The sequence below is a fragment of the Enterobacter sp. V89_11 genome (assembly GCF_029967775.1).
GTDB lineage: Bacteria > Pseudomonadota > Gammaproteobacteria > Enterobacterales > Enterobacteriaceae > Enterobacter > Enterobacter ludwigii.
The window spans coordinates 39,544-63,984 of sequence record NZ_JASCAN010000014.1 but is presented as its reverse complement, the minus strand read 5'-3'; the positions used below and the strand labels follow the sequence as shown (position 1 = coordinate 63,984).

Annotated in this window: 23 protein-coding genes; 5 read left to right on the top strand and 18 right to left on the bottom strand. The window is 57.2% G+C overall.

The genetic code is table 11. The features are described from left to right. Positions 1 to 221: 221 nt before the first annotated feature. A complete protein-coding gene (gene tkt, locus QLG09_RS12275) occupies positions 222 to 2,213 on the bottom strand; it encodes a transketolase (protein ID WP_282488940.1) in 1,992 nt (663 codons plus the stop codon). Positions 2,214 to 2,485: 272 nt separating this feature from the next. On the opposite strand from tkt, the gene QLG09_RS12270 reads away from it, so the two are divergent. Both QLG09_RS12270 and QLG09_RS12265 read left to right on the top strand, forming a co-directional pair. Beyond that, positions 2,486 to 3,244 (top strand): M48 family metallopeptidase, encoded by a 759-nt coding sequence (locus tag QLG09_RS12270; RefSeq protein WP_020883714.1) that lies wholly within the window; start codon positions 2,486 to 2,488, stop codon positions 3,242 to 3,244. Between the two features lie 220 nt (positions 3,245 to 3,464). Further along, positions 3,465 to 4,733, top strand: coding sequence for an OprD family outer membrane porin (locus QLG09_RS12265; protein ID WP_025203270.1), 1,269 nt, complete (start codon positions 3,465 to 3,467; stop codon positions 4,731 to 4,733). 59 nt (positions 4,734 to 4,792) lie between these two features. Here QLG09_RS12265 and QLG09_RS12260 read toward each other — a convergent pair whose 3' ends face one another. The 14 genes from QLG09_RS12260 to QLG09_RS12195 all read right to left on the bottom strand — a co-directional run bounded on the left by QLG09_RS12260 (position 4,793) and on the right by QLG09_RS12195 (position 17,487). Next, positions 4,793 to 6,433, bottom strand: a complete 1,641-nt coding sequence (locus tag QLG09_RS12260) for a thiamine pyrophosphate-binding protein (protein ID WP_025203269.1) — start codon at positions 6,431 to 6,433, stop codon at positions 4,793 to 4,795. 13 nt (positions 6,434 to 6,446) lie between these two features. After that, positions 6,447 to 7,916, bottom strand: coding sequence for an aldehyde dehydrogenase (locus tag QLG09_RS12255; protein ID WP_025203268.1), 1,470 nt, complete (start codon positions 7,914 to 7,916; stop codon positions 6,447 to 6,449). 9 nt (positions 7,917 to 7,925) lie between these two features. Continuing rightward, complete coding sequence (locus QLG09_RS12250) at positions 7,926 to 8,696, bottom strand: aspartate dehydrogenase (protein WP_020883712.1); 771 nt, start codon at positions 8,694 to 8,696, stop codon at positions 7,926 to 7,928. A gap of 9 nt (positions 8,697 to 8,705) precedes the next feature. Next, entirely contained in the window at positions 8,706 to 9,500 is a 795-nt protein-coding gene (locus tag QLG09_RS12245) for an SDR family oxidoreductase (protein WP_025203267.1), read from the bottom strand. Beyond that, entirely contained in the window at positions 9,484 to 10,254 is a 771-nt protein-coding gene (locus QLG09_RS12240; RefSeq protein ID WP_025203266.1) for an alpha/beta hydrolase, read from the bottom strand. Before QLG09_RS12240 ends, QLG09_RS12245 begins: the two co-directional genes overlap by 17 nt. A gap of 9 nt (positions 10,255 to 10,263) precedes the next feature. Beyond that, positions 10,264 to 10,794, bottom strand: a complete 531-nt coding sequence (locus QLG09_RS12235; protein ID WP_020883709.1) for a cupin domain-containing protein — start codon at positions 10,792 to 10,794, stop codon at positions 10,264 to 10,266. Positions 10,795 to 10,804: 10 nt separating this feature from the next. Next, positions 10,805 to 12,061, bottom strand: coding sequence for an MFS transporter (locus QLG09_RS12230; protein WP_025203265.1), 1,257 nt, complete (start codon positions 12,059 to 12,061; stop codon positions 10,805 to 10,807). 25 nt (positions 12,062 to 12,086) lie between these two features. After that, positions 12,087 to 13,274 carry an FAD-dependent oxidoreductase gene (locus tag QLG09_RS12225; protein ID WP_014171549.1) on the bottom strand — a complete coding sequence of 396 codons (1,188 nt, stop codon included), beginning with the start codon at positions 13,272 to 13,274 and terminating at the stop codon, positions 12,087 to 12,089. Then, complete coding sequence (locus tag QLG09_RS12220) at positions 13,271 to 14,197, bottom strand: VOC family protein (RefSeq protein ID WP_025203264.1); 927 nt, start codon at positions 14,195 to 14,197, stop codon at positions 13,271 to 13,273. The genes QLG09_RS12225 and QLG09_RS12220 overlap by 4 nt, the downstream gene beginning before the upstream one ends. Before the next feature lie 78 nt (positions 14,198 to 14,275). Next, a complete protein-coding gene (locus tag QLG09_RS12215; RefSeq protein ID WP_020883705.1) occupies positions 14,276 to 15,064 on the bottom strand; it encodes an IclR family transcriptional regulator in 789 nt (262 codons plus the stop codon). Between the two features lie 12 nt (positions 15,065 to 15,076). Next, the gene (locus QLG09_RS12210) at positions 15,077 to 15,826 is read right to left on the bottom strand and encodes an SDR family oxidoreductase (RefSeq protein ID WP_020883704.1); all 750 of its coding nucleotides are present in this window, start codon (positions 15,824 to 15,826) and stop codon (positions 15,077 to 15,079) included. Further along, a complete protein-coding gene (locus QLG09_RS12205) occupies positions 15,826 to 16,848 on the bottom strand; it encodes an aromatic ring-hydroxylating dioxygenase subunit alpha (RefSeq protein WP_020883703.1) in 1,023 nt (340 codons plus the stop codon). Before QLG09_RS12205 ends, QLG09_RS12210 begins: the two co-directional genes overlap by 1 nt. A gap of 10 nt (positions 16,849 to 16,858) precedes the next feature. Continuing rightward, on the bottom strand, positions 16,859 to 17,167 hold the full coding sequence (locus tag QLG09_RS12200; protein ID WP_014171555.1) for a recombinase-like helix-turn-helix domain-containing protein: 309 nt from the start codon (positions 17,165 to 17,167) through the stop codon (positions 16,859 to 16,861). Next, positions 17,164 to 17,487, bottom strand: coding sequence for a non-heme iron oxygenase ferredoxin subunit (locus tag QLG09_RS12195; protein ID WP_013098654.1), 324 nt, complete (start codon positions 17,485 to 17,487; stop codon positions 17,164 to 17,166). The genes QLG09_RS12200 and QLG09_RS12195 overlap by 4 nt, the downstream gene beginning before the upstream one ends. 417 nt (positions 17,488 to 17,904) lie before the next feature. Between QLG09_RS12195 and QLG09_RS12190 the strand changes: the two genes are divergently transcribed. Next, entirely contained in the window at positions 17,905 to 19,116 is a 1,212-nt protein-coding gene (locus QLG09_RS12190) for an MFS transporter (RefSeq protein WP_025203263.1), read from the top strand. A 3-nt stretch (positions 19,117 to 19,119) separates the two neighbouring features. Here the strand turns inward: QLG09_RS12190 and speB are convergent, their stop codons facing one another. From speB to yqgB, 3 genes are all read right to left on the bottom strand, one after another. Continuing rightward, complete coding sequence (gene speB, locus QLG09_RS12185; protein WP_282488938.1) at positions 19,120 to 20,040, bottom strand: agmatinase; 921 nt, start codon at positions 20,038 to 20,040, stop codon at positions 19,120 to 19,122. Positions 20,041 to 20,249: 209 nt separating this feature from the next. Beyond that, a complete protein-coding gene (speA, locus tag QLG09_RS12180) occupies positions 20,250 to 22,226 on the bottom strand; it encodes a biosynthetic arginine decarboxylase (protein ID WP_020883700.1) in 1,977 nt (658 codons plus the stop codon). 8 nt (positions 22,227 to 22,234) lie between these two features. Continuing rightward, complete coding sequence (yqgB, locus tag QLG09_RS12175) at positions 22,235 to 22,366, bottom strand: acid stress response protein YqgB (protein WP_071605459.1); 132 nt, start codon at positions 22,364 to 22,366, stop codon at positions 22,235 to 22,237. A gap of 332 nt (positions 22,367 to 22,698) precedes the next feature. Here yqgB and QLG09_RS12170 point away from each other — a divergent pair, with 332 nt between their 5' ends. Then, complete coding sequence (locus QLG09_RS12170) at positions 22,699 to 22,881, top strand: hypothetical protein (RefSeq protein ID WP_025203262.1); 183 nt, start codon at positions 22,699 to 22,701, stop codon at positions 22,879 to 22,881. A gap of 147 nt (positions 22,882 to 23,028) precedes the next feature. Further along, on the top strand, positions 23,029 to 24,183 hold the full coding sequence (gene metK, locus QLG09_RS12165) for a methionine adenosyltransferase (RefSeq protein WP_014171559.1): 1,155 nt from the start codon (positions 23,029 to 23,031) through the stop codon (positions 24,181 to 24,183). The last annotated feature ends 258 nt before the right edge of the window (positions 24,184 to 24,441 follow it).

The following is a 24,441-nucleotide window of genomic DNA, read 5'->3' as shown; positions in this document are numbered from 1 at the left end:
AAAAGGAATGTCTGTCCAGAGCAATAAGCGCGCTATATGACTTGCGTCACATTTTGGATGGAATAATTCACAGGAACGTTACATGTTTGAGGAATAGTGGACATATAAAGCGGATAGCGTGAAAAAACAAAACGGTAACCCAAAGGTTACCGTTTAGGGTGTTTGCGCCCTCTTCTCAGTGAGAGCACGGACAGGGGCTCGCGCCCCTCCCCTACAAACGATTACAGCAGTTCTTTTGCTTTCGCGACAACGTTTTCAACGGTGAAGCCGAACTCTTCGAACAGCAGCTCTGCCGGAGCAGATTCACCAAAGGTGGTCATGCCGACGATTGCGCCGTTCAGGCCCACATATTTGAACCAGTAGTCAGCGATACCGGCTTCTACTGCCACGCGCGCGGTAACGGCTTTAGGCAGTACGGATTCACGGTAGGCTGCATCCTGCTTGTCGAACGCATCGGTAGACGGCATGGAAACCACGCGCCCTTTAACGCCTTCGGCAGACAGTTTTTCCCATGCGGCAACAGCCAGCTCAACTTCAGAACCGGTCGCGATGAAGATCAGCTCTGGCTGACCCGCGCAATCTTTCAGCACGTAACCACCACGGGCGATGTTCGCCAGCTGCTCTGGAGTACGTTCCTGCTGTGCCAGGTTCTGACGGGAGAGGATCAGTGCGGTTGGGCCGTCCTGACGCTCAACACCGTATTTCCACGCCACGGCGGACTCAACCTGGTCACATGGACGCCATGTGCTCATGTTTGGCGTCACGCGCAGGGAAGCTACCTGCTCTACCGGCTGGTGAGTTGGACCATCTTCGCCCAGACCGATGGAATCGTGGGTGTAGACCATCACCTGACGCTGTTTCATCAGCGCAGCCATACGCACGGCGTTACGCGCGTACTCGACAAACATCAGGAAGGTAGAGGTGTACGGCAGGAAACCACCGTGCAGGGAGATACCGTTCGCAATCGCGGTCATACCGAATTCACGCACACCGTAGTGGATGTAGTTACCGGCAGTGTCTTCGTTGATTGCTTTAGAACCAGACCAGATTGTCAGGTTAGATGGCGCCAGGTCAGCGGAGCCACCCAGGAATTCTGGCAGCAGCGGACCGAACGCTTCAATCGCATTCTGAGAAGCTTTACGGCTGGCGATTTTGGATGGGTTCGCCTGCAGTTTAGCAATGAACTCGTTCGCTTTGGCGTCGAAGTCAGACGGCATGTCACCCTTCATACGACGGGTAAATTCAGCCGCTTCCTGTGGGAAGGCTTTCGCATAGGCAGCGAACTTCTCGTTCCATGCGGATTCTTTCGCCTGACCCACTTCTTTAGCATCCCACTGCGCGTAAATTTCAGATGGGATTTCGAAAGCAGGATATTTCCAGCCCAGCGCTTCGCGCGTCAGAGCGATTTCCGCGTCGCCCAGTGGCGCACCGTGGGAATCGTGGGTACCCGCTTTGTTCGGAGAACCGAAACCAATGATGGTTTTGCACATCAGCAGTGACGGCTTGTCCGTCACAGCGCGCGCTTCTTCTACTGCACGTTTAATCGAGTCAGCATCGTGACCGTCAACGCCACGCACAACGTGCCAGCCGTAAGCTTCGAAACGCTTCGCGGTGTCGTCAGTGAACCAGCCTTCAACGTGACCGTCGATGGAGATGCCGTTGTCGTCATAGAACGCAACCAGTTTGCCCAGCTTCAGGGTACCTGCCAGGGAGCACACTTCGTGAGAAATGCCTTCCATCATGCAGCCGTCACCCATGAATGCGTAGGTGAAGTGGTCAACAATGTCATGACCTGGACGGTTGAACTGCGCGGCCAGGGTTTTCTCGGCAATCGCCATACCCACCGCGTTAGCAATACCCTGACCCAGCGGGCCGGTGGTGGTTTCTACACCTGCGGTGTAACCCACTTCCGGGTGACCTGGCGTTTTGGAGTGCAGCTGGCGGAAGTTTTTCAGCTCTTCAATTGGCAGATCGTAGCCAGTGAGGTGCAGCAGGCTATAGATCAGCATTGAGCCGTGGCCATTAGACAGCACGAAACGGTCGCGGTCAGCCCAGGAAGGGTTCTGCGGGTTGTGGTTCAGGAAATCGCGCCACAGGACTTCGGCGATATCAGCCATACCCATTGGGGCGCCCGGGTGGCCGGATTTGGCTTTCTGTACTGCGTCCATGCTCAGCGCACGAATAGCATTAGCAAGCTCTTTACGTGAGGACATTTTAACTCCAGATCGGACTGTTAAAGGCCATGCCCTTGACGACAGCGCGTTTTGGGCTACGCCGGAAAAAAGTGCCAACAATGTAACCCAAGCGGCATGTCATGTACATGGAGCATTCTTTTGCAGCTTAAGAAATCTCTGGATCATGCTCGCATGTTGCGCAATCTGCTCGCCCGACCCCGTAGATATTCCTTATACTTAGCCCGACCCCGGCTTCGTTGCCGGTGCACTTTTCAGATTTTATTCAGATTAACGAGTACGGAAGCGACATCATGAAAATGCGTGCAATAGTGCTGGCCCTGGGTACAACGCTCCTGCTGAGCGGCTGTCAGAATATGGATTCTAACGGCCTGATGTCCTCAGGCGCAGAAGCCTTTCAGGCCTACTCCCTGAGCGACGCACAGGTTAAAGCGCTGAGCGACCAGGCCTGTAAAGATATGGACGGAAAAGCCACGCTTGCCCCGGCCAATAGTACCTACACGCAGCGTCTGAATAAGATAGCCTCCGCGCTGGGTGATAACATTAACGGCCAGCCGGTGAACTATAAGGTGTACATGGCCAAAGATGTAAACGCCTTCGCGATGGCGAACGGCTGCATCCGCGTTTACAGCGGGCTGATGGATATGATGACCGACAACGAAGTTGAAGCGGTTATCGGCCATGAAATGGGCCACGTTGCACTTGGCCACGTGAAGAAAGGCATGCAGGTTGCGTTAGGCACTAACGCCATCCGCGCCGCGGCGGCGTCTACGGGCGGTATCGTCGGCAGCCTGTCACAGTCGCAGCTTGGCGATGTGGGTGAAAAACTGGTTAACTCTCAGTTCTCGCAGCGTCAGGAATCCGAAGCGGATGACTACTCCTACGATCTGTTGCGCAAACGCGGCATTAATCCATCAGGTTTAGCCACCAGCTTCGAAAAACTGGCCAAACTGGAAGCCGGTCGCCAGAGCTCTATGTTTGATGACCACCCGGCGTCAGAAGAGCGCGCACAGCATATTCGCGACCGTATGGCCGCAGACGGAATTAAATAATTCGAAAGGAGGCATATTTGCCTCCTTTTTATTTCGCATGAATTGTTAATTTAACCGCACATATCGGTAATAGCGCTTGAGTACCTTTCTAAGCCGCGCAAACACTGGCTTATTGCCCTGAAACGTCTCGTCACATAATTATTGCAATCATTTACCATTCGGGTAATTATCGAGCTCGCAGTAATTCAATTTACAATATTAAGACAGAGACGTTCCCTCCGTGAAAAAAGAATTTTCATTAATTGCGTTAAGTTTATTCGCCGCATTACCCGCCGTTGCAAGCCAGCAATCCGACAGCAAAGGGTTTGTTGACGACAGCCATTTAGATCTGTTTTTACGCAATGCGTATATCAGTCGTGATTATCATCAGGGCCAGCAGGACAAAGCCGAATGGGGTCAGGGTATCGTTGCCACGTTCGAATCCGGCTATACCGAAGGGCTGGTTGGCTTTGGTGTGGACGGCATTGCCCAGTATGGCGTGCGTCTGGACGGCGGTCGTGGAAAGAGCGGCGCGGGCGGCATTGACTTCTTTAAACAGGAAGACGATGGCCGGGCTAAATCCGATCTGGCGAAATTTGGCGCCACAGCAAAAATGCGTATTTCCAATACCGTGCTGAGCTACGGTAACCAGCGTCCGGAATTACCGATTGTGAATGCCGACAATTCCCGTCTGCTGTTTGAAAGCTTTACCGGCACCATGCTGACCTCAAAAGAGATCGCGGGCCTGGAAGTGAACGCCGGTTACTTCACCGATGAGCAGCGCAAAAGTGACGACCGCCACGACAGCGGCCTGAAGAGCCTCTCCTTCGGCGGTGCGAGCTACCAGTTCAACGACCAGTTCAGCGGTGCGCTGTATGCCTCTCATGTGGAAGAGGTGATGAACAAGCAGTACCTGGGAATGAACTTCAAACAGCCGTTCAGCACCGGGCAACAGCTGGTGCTCGATTTCAACGGCTATAACTCACGCCTGGATCAGCGCTACGCAGACAGCCTTGATACCGGACGCAGCAATAGCATCTGGAGCCTGGCGGCAAGCTACATCTGGGATATTCATACCTTCAAGGTGGCGTATCAGCAGAGCAGCGGCAGCACCGGCTATCACTATGGCAGCTATCGCGATCAGGGGGGCGTAGGTGACGGCGGCAATACCATCTGGCTGGCGAACTCCTACTGGTCTGATTTCAACGGCGAAGACGAGCGCTCCTGGCAGGCTTCTTACGCGCTGGACTTCGGCGGTCTGGGCTTACCAGGCCTGAGCTGGACCACAGCTTACGTGCGTGGCGACAACATCAAGACCTCTGAAACCAGCAACGGTAAAGAGCATGAGTGGTTTAACCAGATCCAGTATCAGGTGCAGGACGGCCCGGCTAAAGATCTGAAACTGAAACTCCGTTACTCCGTCCTGCGCGTGTCCAGCAACGCCAGCGACTATAACGTGGGCGGGGATGAGATCCGCGCGTACGTGGAATACCCGTTTAACGTGTTCTGATTAAACCCCTCACCCGCCCTTCTCCCTAAGGGAGAGGGCTGGAGTGAGGGTAAACACGCTTAGTACAACGTCTTCTGCGGCGGCCCGGCAAACTTCAGCGCGCCAATCTGTCCCATCCGCACTTCCACTACCGACGGTCCTGGCATGGCAAGCGCTTCGGTCATCACCGCGTCAAAATCCTCAGCCCGTTCGACGCTCCACGCCTGTAACCCCATCGCATGCGCCAGCTGCGTAAAGTCCGGGGTATGCAGCTCGTTATAATACTGACGCCCGCCGAAATACTTATCCTGAATGCCGCGCATGACGCCGTAACCGCCGTCGTTCATCACCAGCAGCGTCACGTTGGCCTTCTCCTGCGCCAGCGTTGCCATCTCGCCCAGATTCAGGCTTACGCCACCATCGCCCACCAGCCCCACCACTTTGCGTTGCGGGTTGGCAATCGCCGTGCCAATCGCCATCGGTAGCCCCATGCCGATGGCGCCTGCCAGCGAGTGAATGTTCATCAGCGGTCCGTTGGCGCGGAACAAACGGCTGCCCCACAGGCTTCCGGAAACGGTGATATCACGAACCAGCAGGCCATCTTGCGGCAGCGCGTTCTCGATGGCGTCGTTGAGCTTCGCATAAGCACCGCACTGCTCACGCAGCCCCGCAACAGCTTTCGCCAGCGCCTGCTGCACCTGCGTATCCCACTGCGCATCGCCCCATTCACGCCCCTGCGCTTTAGCCGCCAGCGCGGTTAACAGCGCCGCGCAGTCGGCCACAAGGGTTGTGTCCATCAGATAGTTGCGGCTCGCCGCCGCGGGGTCGATATCAATCTGGACGCGGGGATGCGGTAATTCAAGCGTCCACGAGCGGGTTTCGTTGCTGCGCAGGCGTGAGCCGGCGACCAGCGTAAAGTCGCACTGGGCGATCAACGCCTCAACTGACGGCGAGTTATGAAACGCCCGCAGGCTGGCGCGATGGTTGTCCGGCAGCACGCCGCGCGCGTGGGTGCTGGAGATAACCGTCACTCCCGCATCTGCCAGTTTTTTTACCGCATCAGCGCTACCGAGCGCTCCGCCCCCCAGCCACAGCAGCGGCTGTCTGGCCTGTTTAAGCTGCGCCCACAGCGTGTCGACCACTGCCGTATCAACTGCGGAAACCGACGTCGGTTTCACCGGAGCGGTGATCAGCGACACGGGGATTTTCGCCCCCTGAATATCAATCGGGATCTCCACGGAAACCGGCCCGCACGGCGGAGTTTGCGCCTCCTGAATGGCCTTGTGAAGGATCGCGATCGCCTGGTTTGCGTTGCTGATGCGGTATGCCCGTTTTGAGCTGGCCTTCAGGAAGGTCAGCTGGTCGCGGGTTTCGTGGATAAAGCCGGTGTCGGCATCCAGCCAGGCTTTTTCCACCTGGCCGGTGATATGCAGCAGCGGCGTGCAGGCATTCATGGCTTCCACCAGCGCGCCGACGGCGTTACCCGCCCCGGCACCGGTACTGGTCAGCGCCACACCGAGCCCGGAAAAACGGCCGTGGGCATCGGCCATGGTGACCGACCCCGCTTCGCCACGTGCGGGTACAAAGCGAATATTCCCGCGCTGCCCTACCGCATCGGCGATGGGTAAATTGTGGATGGAGATGACGCCGTAGATGGCCTCAACCTGATACTGCTCCAGCGTTCTGGCGATGGCGTCGCCGACGGTTATCATTTCGCTCATTACTCACCCTTTCTCAGTCGCACCAGTGGTTGACGCTGTTACCCGTCGCCAGATAAATGCTCTTTTGCTGCATCCAGGCTTTCAGCCCCTGAATGCCCTTTTCGCGGCCCAGACCGCTCTCTTTAAAGCCCCCGAACGGGGTCGAAATTGCAAACACTTTGTAGGTGTTTATCCACACCGTGCCCGCTTCAAGCTGCTCGCTCAGGCGCAGGGCGCGCCCGGTATCCCGCGTCCAGATCCCGGCGGCAAGGCCATAAACGGAGTCATTCGCCTCACGGATCAACGCGGCTTCATCGCTAAAGGGCATCGCCACCAGCACCGGGCCGAAGATCTCCTCCTGACAGGCGTGCGCGCTGTTGGTCAGGCCTTCGATGATGGTGGGCTGGAAGTAACTGCCGTTTGCCAGCAGTGGATCGGCAGGGATCTCCCCGCCACACAGCACGCGGCCCCCTTCACGCTTTGCCAGTTCAACGTAAGCCTGCACGCTCTTGCGGTGCGCGTCGTTAATCAGCGGTCCCACATGGGTGCCGTCGGTAAAGGGATGCCCGACCCGCAGGCCGCGCGTTAATTCGAGCAGCCTCGCCATCAGTGGGGCGTAAAGGCGCTCATGGATAAAGAGTCGCGAACCGGCAATACAGGCCTGACCTGCAGAGCTGAAAATGCCGTAGCAGATCCCGCGCGCAGCCAGCTCAACGTCGGCATCTTCCAGCACGATGGTCGGGGATTTACCGCCCAGTTCCAGCGAGGCCGGGATCAATTTTTCCGCCGCCACGTGCGCCAGATGACGGCCCGTGGTGGTGCCACCGGTAAAGGAGATTTTTCGCACTTTCGGGTGACGCGCCAGCGCATCGCCAATCACCGAGCCTTTACCCGGCAGCACGCTCAGCAGCCCGGCGGGTAAGCCTGCCTGCTCAAAAATACGCGCCAGCTCCAGCGCCATCAGCGGGGTGGCTTCGGCTGGTTTGAGAACCACCGCGTTACCGGCAGCAATGGCCGGCGCCACTTTCTGCATTTCGCTGGCAATGGGGGAATTCCAGGGCGTGATAGCCGCCACCACGCCGAGCGGTTCATATCGGCTGAGGGTAAGCACATCAGGCTGGCGTGGGGTCGGCAGTTCACCTTCCAGCAGCTCGCAGGCGGCGGCAAAATAACGCGCCGTGCCTGCCGCGCTCATCACCAGCCCCCGCGCTTCCGCCAGCGGTTTACCGTTGTCGCGACTCTGCATGCGGGCCAGTTCATCGACGCGGGATTCGATCAGATCCGCCACCTTATGCAGGATCTTCGCACGCGCATGCGGCAGGCTGTTACGCCAGGCAGGATCGCGCCACGCGCGCTCTCCGGCGTCGATAGCCTCCTGCAGATCGTCCAGGCTTGCCGCGTGGAGCTTGGCGTTCACCGCACCGTCTGCCGGGAAATGGCTCTGCATCAGGTTACCGCCGCCACGCCGCCAGTTGCCGCCAATGAAAATGTTAAGATCGTCCATCGTCGCTCCTCAGCGCTGCGTCAGTTCACGGCAGGCGCGAACCGCGCTGAGTGCCGCCAGGGTGGAGGTTTTGGGGTTGCTGGCAAGCGGTAGCCCGCTCAGCTCCAGATGGAACTCGCCAAACATCCCTTCGACGTGCAGCGTGTGGGTATTGCGTTGAGTGGCCGGGTCAACCATCAGTTGCACACGGGTATCATCCATCCCCACGCCGCCAAGTGCCACGGTCGCCGCCACGTTGGCGTTGGCCGGAAACAGTCGTGCCGCTTCGCGTGCGCTGCCTTCAAAGAAGATCTGCGCCTCGGACACGGCGTTAAGATCGATAAGCTGCTCGGCATAGCTGCCGCGCCAGCTGGCCGGGCTTTTACGCGACTGGTAGGTCACCTTCTCAAGCCCGCCCTCTTTTGCCGCTGCCAGGCCATCAATGCCCGCCACCGCCCCGGAGAGCAGCGTCAGCTTTCCGCCTGCGTTGAGCAGACGCTGTTCCAGCGCGCTGTCTGCCAGCGCGCCGGTGGAGATCACCGCCAGATGCCATCCACGGCGTAAAATCGCTTCCCCGTACTGCGCCACCGCCTGCTGGCTGGCACATTCCAGCACCAGATCGGGAGTATCCGTACATAATGCGGGCGAGGTCAGTGCCACCACCGCATCGCCAAACTGCTGGCGAATCGCGGCATGATGCGTCTCGCGCGCCACGATCCAGCCGATGGCAACCTGCTCGGGCAGGCGCTCAATGACCGCCTGCGCCATGGCACCGTAGCCGATTAACATGATTTTTTTCATGATGTGTCCTTACAGATGACGGCAGAAGCCGCCGGAAACGTCCAGCGCCGCACCGGTGGTAAACGAAGCCAGCGGCGACGCGAGGAACAGCAGAGCCTGCGCAGGCTCCTGCGGCTTACCGAGACGCGCCATCGGAATGCCGCGTTTGCGGGCAATATCCGCCGTCCACTGCGGCCAGCTCTGACTTTTATCCGACCGGTTCTCAAAGCGACGCCGCCACTGGCCGGATTCCACCATGCCAAGCAAAATGGAATTCACGCGGATACCCTTACTCACCAGCTCTTTCGAGAGCGTGAGCGTCATATTGAGCAGCGCGGCACGTGCTGCGGAGGTGGCAATCATGTGTTCCTCTGGCTGCAGCGCCAGCAGCGAGTTCACGCAGGTAATGGAGGCAATATCCGATTGCTCCAGCTGCGGCTGAAAAGCCTGCACGGGGTTAATCACCCCAAACAGTTTCAGTTCGGCTTCATGCAGCCAGGCCTCGCGCGGGGTGTCATTGAAGTGCGCCACATACCCCTGTCCGGCGTTATTAATCAGCAAGTCTGTCCCGCCAAAGCGGGACTTAACGGCCTGGGCAAAGGTCTGAACCTGGTCTGCATCCAGCACGTCGCAGCGGTGAGAGAAAATCTCGCCATCAGGGAATTCGTTTTGCAGCGACGCATGCGCGCTGGCAAGCCGGTCCGGGTCGCGGCCACAGAACGCCACTTTTGCCCCCTCGCCCAGCAGCAAACGCAGTGTTTCAAAACCAATGCCAGAAGAACCGCCGGTGACTACCGCTACGCGCCCGTCAATTTGTACATTCATCGCGCACCTCTTCGTTGATACGTAAAAGCTGTTGATTAAAAAACGCGTCGTTATCGAGATAGCTGGCGTGCCCGGCCAGGGGAATCGCGGTAAACGGCATGCCGTAACGTAGCGCCAGCCCCTGAACCAGCTCAGGCTGGGTAATGGCGTCCTGCTCGCCGCACCAGACTTCAAAGTCACCGGCGTAACGCTTCAGCCAGCCGTGAATATCGTCATGTGCCAGCATCCATGCGGCAGCGAGGTAGCCTTCCGGGCGCAGTTTGCGCATGCCCGCCGCAACGGTGGCAATATCGTCCTCACGCGCGCCCGGGCGTAATAATTTAGCGGCCCGGGTTTGCGCCAGGATCTCGCCCCCAAGCGCCATCTGCTGCTCCCGGTTACGCCAGACCTGCTCGCGCTGCGCCGGCTCGGCCTGGCCGTAACCCTGCGCGGCATCGGCCAGTACCAGATGCAGTACGCGTTCGGGATACTTCGCCGCAAAGGCGCTTGCCACCAGCGCCCCAAGCGAATGCCCGACCAGAACGACCTGCCAGACGCCCGCGCGGTCCAGCATGGCCGCCAGCGCGTCGGCGTAATCCCCCGCGTTGGCGCGCTCAACCGCCAGCATCGGGCTTTCGCCATAACCGGGCATGTCCCACGCCAGCACGCGAAAACCGTTCAGCGCCATCTGTTTATGCCAGGAGGCAGCGCCGGAGCTGATGCCGTGGAGCAGCATCAGCGGGATGCCGCTTCCCTGTTCACGAAAGCCCGTCATCGCGCCCCCTTAGTTCCGCTTCACTTTCGACAGCGGGTGATCGGCCGGATAGGTCGGGATTTCCGGCTTGTTGGTGCCGAGCATCACGCACATCAGCGCCTCTTCTTCACCATGATTGAACAGACCGCGATAGATGCCCGGCGGAACGGAGATCAGATCGCGTTCGCGCAGCACGGTTTCGGTGTAGTGATCGCCGTCCTGGATCATCAGCGTGATCTGCCCTTTAAGCATGAAGAACACCTCTTCCACATCATCATGCAGATGCAATGGTCCCTCGCACTTCGACGGCAGCACCATGGTGGAGAAGGTAAAGTGCTCAGCCGGCACGGTATTGGTATCGCTTGCCACGCCCGTTGCCCCGGTACCGATGTAGCGCATCTGCGCACGGCGGTATTTAGGATCGAAATCGGCCTGGAACTTCAGCGCGTTCCAGTCATATTTACGCCCTTCAAAGCGCGCAATGCGCGACTCGATCCACTCTTCCATGGTCAGATGGTCAGGTTTAATGCCTGGTTTTGCAGTTACGGTTGAATCAGTCATGACACTCTCCTCAGTAACGTCTCAGCAGCGGCAGTAACAGGACGCAGCCCACCGCCGCCATCACCGCCAGAAAAATCAGCCCGGAATCCATGCTGTGGGTGAAGGCGATCAACGCGCCCATCACCGCCGGCGACAGCGCGCCTGCAAAGTTTCCCAGCCCGTTGAAAATACCGCCCGCCGTCGCGCTCACCCGGGGATGGGTAGCCTTCGCCAGCAGTGCGAAAATGTTCGGCGCACCGGTGCCCCACATAAAGGTGCTAAAGCTCATCGCCGCGATAACGGCCAGCGGGGTATCAAGATGCATGACCGCCGTCAGGCCTAACCCCGCGCCAGCCATCGAGATAAAGCAGGCCACCGCGCGTTTATCGACCCGGTCAGAAAGCCATGCGCCAATCACCTCACCCGCCAGCATGGCGATAAACGGCATCGACGACAGCCAGCCCGCGTGTTCAAGATGAATGCCTTTACCTTTAATCAGGTAACCCGGCAGCCAGCCGTTGATCCCCCACAGGTAGGTGAGAAACGCGATGTTAAAGATGCAGATAATCCAGAAGTGCGGGCTGACAAACAGCTCGCGCCGCGCGGCACGTCGTTCATCCTGTGATTCGCGATCCGCAGCCGGTTTGGCACCCAGACGGATCCCGCGCAGACCGATGCGCACAAACACCAGCACCGGCACGGTGAGCATCGCCATCACAAAGAAGGTGCTCTGCCAGCCGAAGGCATTCAGCAGCCAGATAGAGAGAGGGAAGCCAATCGCCGCGCCTACCGGGGTACCCAGCAGCCACAACATGGTCGCTCGCGCCTGCAGATGCTGCGGGAAGTTATGCCGCACAATGGCAAACGCCAGTGGAAACAGCGGCCCTTCTGCCACGCCCAGCAAAATGCGCAGGACGATCATGACCGTGTAGTTATGGGTAAACCCCATGGCCACCATCAGCACGCACCACACCACCATCATGCCGGTGAGCAGGCGAAGCGGCGCAATCTTGTCCCCCAGTCCGCTTAAAAAGACCGATGAGAAGCCGTAGCTCAGCAGAAAGGCGCTCATCAGAATGCCGAGGCGCGTGGTGTCAAAATCAATGCCCATCGCCTGCTGGAAATGGCTGTCGGAAAAGAGCGCCGCAATGCTGATTTTGTCGAAAAATGCCAGCAGTACGCAGGCCAGCAATGACAGCGGGATGGCCCAGCGCACCGCTTTTTCGGGCGTGCGGGTGCCCTCACCGCTTGCCTCAACCGGCGCGGTGTTAGTCTCAAATGTGGTCATGTCTCCCCCTACGGGTGCGGGTTAGCTATCGCAATGACATCAGTGAAAAAGTCGGGTCAGCCAGCGGCACCGCGGACAGATCCCTTCCGGCAGCCATCCAGCGTTTCGCCAGCTTGACGGTACGCGCATCGTTGAACGCCACCAGCTGGGTCAGCCGTCCGTTTTCATCCAGTGAGAAAAACAGCGCATTATCCCGGGCAAGGGTTGTGCAGCCTGCCTGCGGAATACCGAGGATCTGAATGTTGTGCTGGTATTGATCCGACCACAGCCACGGCGCGTCGTCATAGCCGGGGGCATCGGGATTGAGCATCGCCTTTGCCGTGGCAACCGCCTGATTCTGGGCAAAGGCCCACGACTGAATGCACAGCCCATAGTGATGGTGCTGGGCCACATCACCGGCAGCAAAAATAAACGGATCCGACGTTCGCCCCTGAGCGTCCACCACGATCCCGCGCTCAGTCTGCAGACCCGCATCGCGCGCCAGCTCCAGATTGAGATCAACACCGATCCCGACGACCACGGCATCAAAGGTTTCACGCTTGCCGTCACAGTGAATGACCGGCAGACCATTGTTATCTTCCAGCTCCAGCGCTCCGCAGCCGGTGCGGATATCCACGCCCTGTTCGCGGTGAAGTGTTTCCAGCTGCTGCGATACCTCGGCGCTCACCGAACGCATGCACAGCGCGGGCTGCTGCTCAAACAGCGTCACGGCGACACCACATTTACGCGCGGAGGCCGCAATCTCCAGGCCAATCCATCCTCCACCGATAATTGCCAGGTTTTGACTCTCTGCCAGGCGCGCCTTCAACCGCTGTGCGTCCTGCCAGTGGCGCAGGGTATAGACCTGCGGGTGGGCCGCCCATGCGTCGCCCGGCAGACGCGCCCGACCACCGGTAGCGATTAAAAGAATGTTGTAACTAAGGCATTCACCGTTGCTTAAGCGCACCGTTTTCGCGTGACGATCGAGAGATTCCGCGCGCACCGGTCGGCACCATGTCAGGTTCAATGCCTGTTGCGCCGCTTCAGGAAAGAGACGCGGTAGCGGCGCGTCCGGCTCCAGTAACGCAGCCTTGGACAGCGGCGGGCGTTCGTAGAAATCCCACGCCTCTTCCGCCACGACGCAAATCTCGCCGTCGAAGCCTTCGTCACGCAGGGTTTTCGCCGCCCAGCCACCTGCCTGACCGCCGCCAATAATGACAATGCGCGAGGTCATACCGCCTCCGGCTTTTTCTGCTGACGGCGAGTGTCGTGGTCAATCCCACCCTCTACCGCCCACTCGGTGAACGACACCAGCGAATGTTCCAGCTCGCGCGGCTGCCAGTTTTCGGTGAGGTAATCATCGTTGGTGTAGTATTCAAACGCCCCGCCAGTTGGGCTGTTGACGTACCAGAAATAGGCCGAGGAGACCGGATGACGCCCCGGGCCAATAAAGGTGCTCCAGGCGTTTTTGTTCATCGCTATCCCACCACCAATCACCTCGTGAATGTCGCGTACGGTAAAGGCAACGTGGTTCAGACCCCGCTTACGGTGAGGCAGCTGAAGAAGGAACAGGTTGTGATGCCCGCCGCGCACGCCACAGCGCAGGAACACCGCACGGTTGATGTAGCGGTCAGACACCTGGAACCCAAGCACCTCACGGTAGAACGTCTCCACCGCCGCCAGCTCCTCCACGAAGAACACCACGTGGCCCACGTTAATAGGCTGGGCGCGATCGTAGACCGGGCTTGGCGTGTCGATACGGCGGGCATCGCCCCACTGGTTAATCGGCTCGACGTTCAGCTCCACCGGGACCTGATGGCTGACCTGTACGCGCAGGGTCATGCCGTTCGGATCGCGGCACTCCAGCGCGTCGCCCACCTCACGAAAACCGGGCTGCTTCTCAAGCTTCGGGCGCAGCGCCTCCAGATCGTCCCGGGTGGCGACTGCCCAGGTCATCCGGCGCAACGTATTTCCTGCTTCAAACGCTGGCGGCAGGTCAGGGCTGTCGACAGGATTAAGCTCCACGCGCGCGCCGCTCAGGGTAGTAAAACGCTGGCCGCTGGCATCGCCCGTCAGGCCAAAATCACGCATAAATTTGGCGCAGTGCGTCAGGTTCTCGACGCCAAATTCCAGCTTTTCAATTCCGGTTATACACATCGTTCGTTGCCTCGTCTGGCCCAGATTGGGCGTAAAACATGCCCGACGCAATGAAGCGCCTGGCGTTAACCTGATGATTTAACTGGCCTGTGACAAATACCCTAAGAAGCCAGAAATTTTATCCGCCGCCATGCGGACATCGTTTTGCAGGCGCTCGCGATCGGTCTGCGGGATCTCCTCCGAAGGCACCAGAATGCTCACCACGGCCGCCACCCTTCCGCTGCGGTCATACACCGGATAAACGATGGAGGAGATGCCATGACGGAAGAAGGATTCGCCGATCACATAGCCGCGTGCTTTGTCCTGCTGCACCATCTGCCACAACGCTTCACGGTCGTGGATCTGGCCCGGCGTGTTGCCCGGCAGACGCTCGTGCGGGAACAGCTGTTCGAAATCGGCTCGCGAAATATCGGTCAGCAGCATGCGCCCCAGCGACGTGCAGTGCACCGGCAAACGGGTACCAATGCTCACCTGATTGATGCGAGAACCGGCGGCGCTGACGCGGGCGATATAGATGATGTCGCGCCCGTCGCGGATCGCCAGATGACTGCTGCACTGGCTGACGTCACGCAGCTGCTCGATGACCGGCTGACCGACCTGCGCCACATCCAGTGAGGCGATGTATTCAAAGCCCAGACGCAGGACGTTCATGCCAAGCGAGAAGGTATTGGTTCGCGTGTTGCGCTCCAGAAAACCCATGTATTCCAGCGTTTGTACCACGCGGTAGGCGGTGGCTTTCGGCATATCGACCAGCCTGTGCAGCTCGGCAAAGGTCAGTTCACGGTGCTGCTCGCCAAAGGCCAGCAGCAGCTGTAAGCCTCGCTCCAGCCCGGGCACCAGGTACTTCACTTCGTGATCGCTTGCCATATTTGCTTTACCTCAGTTAAAGACAAAACCGCCGTTGACCGGAATCAGCTGGCCGGTGATAAACCGCGACAGATCGCTTAACAGCCAGACCACGCTGCCGGTGACGTCTTCCGGCTGCTGCGCCCCGGTGAGCGCCCGGCCGTTTTCGTAAAGCTGATGCCGCTCTGCAGGAACATATTCCGTCGCTTCGACGCGGGTTAAGCCCGGGGCGATGGCGTTAATACGAATGCGTTTTTCACCCAGCTCACGTGCCATTGAACGGGTCATGGCAATCACGGCGCCCTTGCTGGCCACGTAGGCCATCAGACGCGGCGCGCCCCACAGCGCGGTATCGGAAGCCACATTGACAATGGCTGCCCCTTCGCGCAGCAGCGGTACCGCATCCCGGGTAACCAGCCAGGTGCCTTTGACGTTAACGCTCATCACCCGGTCCCACAGATCCGGATCGTAATCAAGCATGTCCTTACCGCCGACCCCGGTCGCCATCGCCGCGTTATTGACCAGACCGTCGATCGGTCCCTGTTCGCCAATAGCGCTGAACACCCGCGAAATGGAGAGCGGATCGGCCAGATCGATAACGTGTGATTCAATCGCATAGCCCTTCTCACTTAAGCCATGCGCGCTTTCAGCCAGTTCGCCCTGAAGGATGTCGCACATCACCACCGCCGCGCCCTGCTCTGCGCAGGCTTTCGCGAAATGAAAGCCCAGCCCACGCGCGGCACCGGTCACCACGATGCGTTTCCCGTTCAGCAGCCCATTCATCAGGCGGCTCCCTGCTGAGCTTCACGCGCCGCCAGCTGCTCTTTCGCCGCTTTTTGCATCATGCGGCGCAGGCGCGAAAGGCCCACATCATGCTGGTAAAGGTATTCGTGTTCCCGTGCATCTGGCGCCATGCTCTCCAGCACCACGCGGTCCTGCTCAAGAACTTCCCAGTGCAGTTTTTCCAGACGGTTACGGTACATAAAACGCCACATATCGCGCTGCCAGCCCTGCACGCGGCGGATACGCCAGAAGAAGACGCGGCAGTTATCGTTATCTTCCGGCACCACCATGCCAACAATGAAGAAGTGACCGCCCGGCCCGAAACGCTTCTTATAAGGAATGGACAAACGCATCCAGTAGGTGCCGCTGTTGCCCAGCTCAACCCAGTCGAAGTTGACGCCGCTCTGGCCTTTTTTCTCGAAGATAAACCCGGTTTTCGTTGGCTGCAGAACCATATCCGCTTTGCGATCCCCTTCCGCCATGGAGTGCGACGAAGAGTGCAGATAGGTGCCGTGCATCGGGTCCATCACGTTTTCCAGTGCGTACTGGTAATTGCATTTCCACGCGGCGGTGCAGAGGAAATTGCTGTAGGCGTCGGTGTCAGCCAGTTCGTCCGGGAAGCTCAGTTCGTCGGGTTGCTGATCGGCGGTAACGCCAAACCAAAGGAAGATGGCCCCGTGCACTTCCTGCACGTTGTAGCTGCGCACACACTGCTGGCCGACCAGCGGACATTTGTCCACTGCAGGCACATCCTTCACTTCGCCGTTGCCCGCAACTTCCACGCCGTGATACCAGCAGGCGATACGATCGCCCAGATTCCAGCCCATCGACAGACGCGCGCCACGGTGCGGACAGCGATCTTCCAGCGCCTGCACCTGGCCATCTTTGTTGCGCCAGACCACAATCTGTTCGCCCAGACGGGTGATCCCCACGGGCGCAGACTGAACTTCCCAACTGGCCAGCACCGGGTACCAGAGGCCGCGCAGACCTTTATCAAGATAGTTTTGTACGGTAGTCGTCATCGCATTGCCCTCAGTAGCCGTTAACCTGTAAGAAAGCCTGGAAGCTGGCATCGCTCCATGGCTCGCCCTGCTGATCGTGCATACGTACCGCGTTCAGCCCGTTGACCAGTTCCGGCACGGTTTCAGCCCCCTGTTCGAAAAGGTCTTCCAGCGTGGAAATAAGCGTGATTTCCCAGTTTTCCGGTACGCGGCTGCGGGTCTGCCAGATCAGGTTCTGGTAATCACCGGGCTTATGGATGGCGCCGTTACCGCCCTCAGCCGGAGGGGTAAACTGACGGCTTTCCGGCAGCGCCGGGTTGAAGTTCAGACTTTCGCTCATGCCACTGTCTCCTCGACGAAGGTAATCTGGATCTGGTTTTCAAATACCCGAACCGGGTAACGATTGAGGTTACGTCCGCCGGGGCCGTGCAGGCACTGGCCGGTTTTGACATCGAAAACCGCCTCATGCAGCGGACATTCCACTTTACCGTCCTCGACGAAACCCTGACTCAGCAGCGCGTAAGCGTGCGGGCATACGTCTTCCAGCGCGTAATATTCGCCATCAATCAAATAAACGCCGATCTCTTTGCCCTCGACGTTACCGCTAAAAGGGAAATCTTCCTGTACTTGTTCTGCGTCACATACGCCTATCCAGCTCATCACGATCCTCCAGGCTTTTGTTTCATATATGAAACTCTGTTTCTTATTTAATACGGTCAATATAAAAGCGATGAATGTTTCGTCAAGCGCGAATGTGACGAATTTGTTAATCAGTCGAGGTTTAATTAGCTAAGTGTGCAAGCGATCACGAAAAAATGCAGCGATATGAAATTTTCATTATTAAGGCGTGAATGAATACATTTTTTTGATGATGTTTTATTTTTTAGAATAGAGATTGACTTCTTTTCTTTTTATTCCTTAAAAATTATATACGCGCATACCTATGGCGTTTCACCTGTGAAACTTTTATTTAATTTATCTCATTAAAACAAAGAGTTTCACAGGTGAATCATTTTAGTTACGTGACAATAACGTTCATAAAAAATATAAACAGACAGCACGATTAAGGCGGGTTAAATGACGGCAAGATGGCAAGGCACGGTGGCACTTCTGGTGCTCATTATTATTTCCTACGTTGACCGAGTAAATATCTCGGTGATGATTTTAAACCCTGAATTTGCCGAACATTTTCAGCTAAATGAAAACAGAATGTTACAGGGAATGCTCATGACCTGCTTTTTGCTGGGTTATGGTTTTTCCGCTTTACTATTGACCCCAGTTATCGAAAGCAAATTACATTATCGACAGGGATTGTTAACCAGCATTGCGATATGGGCCGTGGTTTGCGCCATCTCGCCACTGCTGGGGTCGCTGATGGGCATGCTCATCGCCCGCCTGATTTTGGGCATTGCCGAAGGCCCACTCTTTTCACTGAAAACACGCTTTATCAGCGATAACTTTAGCGCCGGGGAGATTGGCAAGCCCAACGCCGTTACCGCGCTGGGCGTTTCACTGGGGCTGGCAGTAGGCTTTCCGCTGATCACCTGGCTGATGGCACACCTTGGCTGGGCGGGCTCATTTTATGCCCTCGCGGCGATCAATCTGGCGCTGGGTGGGGGGTTAATCTGGCGTTTCCTGCCGGCCCCTCAACATTCGGAAAAGCGCCGAACGTCCGGGTTTGTACAGACCTTTACGCTTGCCTGGCAGACGCCGCTTCTGGGCTGGATCCTGCTGGTTGAAATCGCCACGCTGAGTTATCTCTGGGGCAGCAGCGCCTGGCTTCCGGCCTGGCTGCGCGATGAACACCACTTCTCCCTGCACGCGACCGGCTTTCTCGCGGCTATCCCCTTCCTGCTGAGTCTTGGCTCAAAGTTTCTGGGCGGTGTGCTGCTCGATAAAATGCGCCCGGACCAGGCACCGCTGCTGTTTGTGGTGGGCGGGATCTTAACGGCGAGTTCCGTCGTCATGCTGATGCTGAGCCACCAGCCCGGCTGGCTGGCGCTGTTTATGCTCTCTGCCAATATTTTCTGGGGACTTCAGGGGGCCGCCATTCCGGCGGTTATCCAGCATCATGCGGCGCGGGAAGCCGTTGGCAGTGCCTACGGGATCATCAACGGGATTGGGAATATTTGCGCGGCGTTTATTCCGCTGCTGATGGGGATGGTGATGAAATCGGTGGGTTCAGTCAGCTCAGGGTTTTCGGTGCTGGTCGTCTCGCAGGTTATCACCCTGCTGGCAGGAGGCATGTTGCTGCTGCGCATGCGTCGCGCAGCAGCAATCCGGGCGTAAGGCTTATTCGCCTTTTTTCGTGGCCTGGATGTAGAGCATTTCCAGCGCGAGGGTGGCCGCTGCCAGAGCAGTGATCTCTGACTGGTCGTAAGCCGGAGCCACTTCCACCACGTCCATACCCACGATGTTCAGATCCTTCAGGCCGCGCACCAGTTTGATGGCGCGGTCAGAGGTCAGGCCGCCGATCACCGGCGTGCCGGTGCCCGGGGCAAACGCCGGATCCAGGCAGTCGATATCGAAGGTCAGGTAAACCGGCATATCGCCGACAATCTGTTTTACCTGAGCGATGATGTCATCCACGCCGCGATCGTTCACCTGGCCGGCATCCAGCACGGTGAAGCCATTATCTTTATCAAACTCGGTACGAATACCAATCTGCACAGAGTGGTTTGGATCGATCAGACCTTCGTTTGGCGCGGTGAAGAACATGGTGCCATGGTCGAATTCACAGCCGTTCGCGTAGGTGTCGGTATGGGCATCAAAATGCACCAGCGCCATCTTACCGAAGTGCTTCGCGTGAGCACGCAGCAGCGGCAGCGTGACGAAGTGGTCACCCCCGAAGGAGAGCATGCGTTTACCGGCAGCCAGCAGTTTTTCGGCATGGGCCTGCAGTTTTTCACTCATCTCGCGCGCGTCGCCAAAGGCGTACACCAGGTCACCGCAGTCAACCACGTTCAGGCGCTCGCGCATGTCGAAGTTCCACGGGAAGCGGTTGTGCTCCCAGGCCAGGTTAGTGGAGACCTGACGAATAGCTGCCGGACCATGACGGCCACCAGCACGGCCTGACGTGGCCATATCAAACGGCACGCCGGTGATCACCCAGTCAGCGTCACTGTCGTACGGCTGGAAGTTCATCGGGAGACGTAAAAAACCAAACGCGTTAGATACCAGAGAGTTATCGTACTGATGGCCTAAAGTGCTCATGTCCTGACCTCTTTAAAGTCGATACATTAAAAACAGATGAAAAAAAATCCCCTCCGCGTCGTTAAACCCGACGAGGAAGGGATTGATTTGTAAATCGCTTATTGGGGCGAATTATCGCCGCTAATTCATACGGGTTCAAGTGAGTATAGGCGAGGGTACTGCCCCTTGCCCTCACGCCGCCCCTCTCCAACAGAGAGAGGCAGGTTTACTTACTCGTCTTCCAGATAGGTGTATCCGTAAAGACCCGCTTCAAACTCTTCCAGGAACTGCTGCTGCAGCGCATCGTCCAGACCGGTATTTTTCACCTGGTCACGGAACTGGGTCAGCAGCTTTTTCGGATCCAGCTGAACGTATTCGAGCATATCCGCCACGGTGTCCCCCTCGTCGGACAGCTCAACTTCCACGCTGCCGTCAGGGAAGACAAACACGTCAACCGCTTCGGTATCACCGAACAGGTTATGCATGTTGCCGAGGATCTCCTGATAGGCACCAACCATGAAGAAGCCCAGCATCGGCGGGTTCTCCGGATCGTACTCTGGCATAGGCATCGTGGTCGCGATACCGTCGCCGTCGACGTAGTGATCGATAGCACCGTCGGAGTCGCAGGTGATGTCCAGCAGCACCGCACGACGTTCCGGGGCGTGGTTCAGCCCTTCCAGCGGCAGAACCGGGAACAGCTGATCGATACCCCAGGCATCCGGCATCGACTGGAACAGCGAGAAGTTGACGTACATTTTGTCCGCCATGCGCTCCTGCAGTTCGTCAATAATCGGACGGTGGGCACGGTTGCTCGGGTCCAGCTGCTGCTGTACGTCGTGGCACATGTTCAGATAAAGCTGCTCTGCCCATGCGCGTTCCTGCAGGCTGAACGTGCCCGATGAATACCCCACATGAATATCATGCAGGTCCATCTGGCTGTCGTGCAGCCACTCGCGCAGCGAACGGCGGGTACCCGGCTCGTGCATCTCCTGCCAGGTCTCCCACATGCTTTGCAGCGCACGAGGCGCGTCCTCAGCCGGCGGGGTTACCTCGGAAATTTCACTGCGCTCAACGCCGATAATGTTCGATACCAGCACGGTGTGGTGTGCGGTAACCGCGCGACCAGACTCGGTGATCACAGTTGGGTGCGGCAGGCCGTGCTCTTCACAGGCATCGCCAATCGCCCAGATGATGTTATTGGCATATTCGTTCAGGCCGTAGTTCACGGAACAGTCGGACTGCGAGCGGGTACCTTCATAATCCACGCCCAGACCACCGCCCACGTCGAAGCACTGAATGTTTACGCCAAGCTTGTGCAGCTCAACGTAAAAACGTGCTGATTCGCGTACGCCGGTGGCGATGTCGCGAATGTTGGCCATCTGCGAGCCGAGGTGGAAGTGCAACAGCTGAATGCTGTCCAGACGACCACGCTCACGCAGAATCTCAACCAGCTGCAGAACCTGGGTCGCCGCGAGACCAAATTTGGATTTTTCGCCGCCTGAGGACTGCCATTTACCGGAACCCTGCGACGCCAGACGCGCACGCACGCCCAGACGCGGGATAACGTTCAGACGCTCTGCCTCTTCCAGCACGATAGCGATCTCTGTCATCTTCTCGATAACCAGATAGACTTTGTGGCCCATCTTTTCGCCAATCAGCGCCAGACGAATGTATTCACGGTCTTTATAACCGTTGCAGACGATCACCGAACGGGTCATGCCAGCATGTGCCAGCACGGCCATCAGCTCCGCTTTGGAACCCGCTTCCAGGCCCAGCGGTTCACCGGAGTGGATCAGGGATTCAATCACGCGGCGGTGCTGGTTCACCTTGATAGGGTAAACCAGGAAGTAATCGCCTTTATAGCCGTAAGATTCACGCGCGCGTTTAAACGCGGCGTTAATGGAACGCAGACGATGTTGCAGGATCTGCGGGAAGCAGAACAGTGCAGGCAAACGCTGGCCCTGCGCCTCGCGTGCTTTCACCAGTTTGGCGAGATCCACGCGCGCTTCAGGAACGTCAGGATCCGGGCAAACGCTGATATGGCCCAGTTCGTTGACGTCGTAGTAGTTATTGCCCCACCAGGCAATATTGTAAGTGCGCAGCATCTTGCTGGCTTCCTGGGAGCTCATCGCAACCTCCTGCATGGAACGTAGTACACCCTGTTCGCCCGCTGACGAAGGCGAAAGCGAAGACATGTCGTCAGACATAGCGAACCTCAACTCTTTGTATTAAGTGTAAAACAGTTGACTACTATCGCAGCGTTATACGGCGATAACAACCCATAAACGGATCCATTTCCCAGCAGACTATGCTGAAAACCAGACCGTGCGACCGGTTTCATATTCATATCATTGTAAACACGTGTCCGAACTTAATTATGACAACGTTCGGCGAAACCACGAGAAAACTCTTGTCTTAACAAGAGCGCCCTTGTTCAGTTTTCACAAAGCGTGACCGGCCCTGGAATCCTGAGAAGCCCCGAGATGGGTATAACATCGGCAGGTTTGCAGATTAGAAATGCGGGTTGCGGGAATCAAATACGCGCCAGAACGGCTGCGCTGAATTAGCGGAAAACACTGGTTCATTATCTCGTATCACCTCCACGGCCGCTCCTGCTGAAACGGACCACAAGCCAAAGCTAAAAGTTCACTGCTTAACCCGGCTGGAAGTGGCGACACGATGAGTTCATCGAGCGCTTATTGGTATGAGCCGCGCGCCGCGTTTTATACCGAGAACAGGGGTAAATTGCAAAAGATAAATGCGCGGGTTGCCAGCGCCGTCAGGAAAAATTTCCAGCAGCGAATTCAACTCAGTGAGAGGTTAGTCAAAAAAAACTGGAAATCGGGCGAAGAACTGACCTAAAATAGCCATCCAGATGTTAATCCATCCATACTGATTAACACTCAGACTGCCAGTGTCATTAACCTGCAGGCCTTGGTAGAATTATCTCCTTTGGCTATTCCACACAGCAGCTTGAGCTAAACAAATTCCTTTTAGGTGAAATAAAACATGGCAAAACACCTGTTTACGTCCGAGTCCGTATCAGAAGGACATCCAGATAAAATTGCTGACCAAATCTCCGATGCGGTGCTTGATGCGATCCTGACGCAGGATCCAAAAGCGCGCGTCGCGTGTGAAACCTACGTCAAAACCGGCATGGTTCTGGTTGGCGGTGAGATCACCACCAGCGCATGGGTGGATATCGAAGAGATCACCCGTAACACGGTTCGTGAGATCGGTTATGTCCATTCTGATATGGGCTTTGATGCCAACTCTTGTGCGGTACTGAGCGCAATTGGCAAACAGTCTCCGGACATCAACCAGGGCGTTGACCGTGCCGATCCGCTGGAACAGGGCGCGGGCGACCAGGGCCTGATGTTTGGTTATGCAACCAACGAAACTGACGTGCTGATGCCAGCGCCAGTGACCTACGCACACCGTCTGGTGCAGCGTCAGGCTGAAGTGCGCAAGAATGGCACCCTGCCATGGCTGCGTCCTGATGCGAAAAGCCAGGTGACCTTCCAGTACGACGACGGCAAAATCGTCGGTATTGACGCGGTCGTTCTGTCTACTCAGCATTCCGAAGAGATCGACCAGAAATCCCTGCAGGAAGCAGTGATGGAAGAGATCATCAAGCCGGTTCTGCCAACTGAATGGCTGAGCTCCGCAACCAAATACTTCATCAACCCAACCGGACGCTTTGTAATCGGCGGCCCAATGGGTGACTGCGGTCTGACCGGCCGTAAAATCATCGTTGATACCTACGGCGGCATGGCGCGTCACGGTGGCGGTGCCTTCTCCGGTAAAGACCCGTCTAAAGTTGACCGTTCTGCTGCATACGCTGCGCGTTATGTTGCGAAAAACATCGTTGCTGCTGGCCTGGCTGACCGCTGTGAGATTCAGGTTTCCTACGCTATCGGCGTGGCTGAACCGACCTCCATCATGGTTGAAACCTTTGGTACCGAGAAAGTGCCATCCGAGCAACTGACGCTGCTGGTGCGCGAGTTCTTCGACCTGCGCCCATACGGTCTGATTCAGATGCTGGATCTGCTGCACCCAATCTACAAAGAAACCGCTGCATACGGTCACTTTGGTCGTGAACATTTCCCATGGGAAAAAACCGACAAAGCCGCTCTGCTGCGTGAAGCTGCCGGTCTGAAATAATCAACTGACAGCGAATGTTAAAAAAGGCCAGCCCCGTGCTGGCCTTTTGCCTTTGTCAGCCAGAGAGCCTGACATTGCGCTTTGCGTGAAACCGATTACACCCCACCCGATATACCTCGCTTTCAGAATTATCTCTTTGCATGATCGCATGTCTTATGCTGTTACATTTCCTTTCAGTTAAGTCTGAAATTCATTCAAACGCGATGCGCATCAACTAATTTACCTCTATATTTTCAAAGCTTTAATTTTATTTACGGT